1 tRNA gene is annotated in these 399 nt (G+C 35.3%); it reads left to right on the top strand.

What is annotated here, in order from left to right:
• Position 1 precedes the first annotated feature (1 nt).
• A tRNA-Val gene (locus QQ041_RS23640) sits at positions 2-77 on the top strand.
• The last annotated feature ends 322 nt before the right edge of the window (positions 78-399 follow it).

The raw sequence follows: 399 nt of genomic DNA, 5'->3' as shown, positions 1-399 counted from the left end.
TGGGCGATTAGCTCAGTTGGGAGAGCACCTGCCTTACAAGCAGGGGGTCACTGGTTCGAGCCCGGTATCGCCCACCATCTTTAAACATTCTTTGATGATAAAAGTCTGAAGAGAGTTTTTAAAAATGGTTTTGAAAGTTTAAAACTTGAAAAACTCTTGCTCTTTAACAATTTGGAAAGCTGACTGATTACTTAATTAGTTTTCACTTTAAAAAGTGAAACCAAACAGCTCAAGGCTGTGATTAAGTTAATCAAATTTAAAAGTTCTCAATGTTTATCTGCTCTTATTTAATAAGAACGGTATAAACACAACAAACACATTCAAGTGTCTTGTATTCGATTCAAACTTGTTTGAATCACATTGAGTCCGGCAAACAGTTATCAAGAATTAACCCTTCTT

The sequence above is a fragment of the Vibrio sp. TMPB1044 genome (genome assembly GCF_030442075.1).
Taxonomy (GTDB): domain Bacteria; phylum Pseudomonadota; class Gammaproteobacteria; order Enterobacterales; family Vibrionaceae; genus Vibrio; species Vibrio satsumensis.
This window is presented reverse-complemented; position numbering and strand designations above follow the sequence as displayed.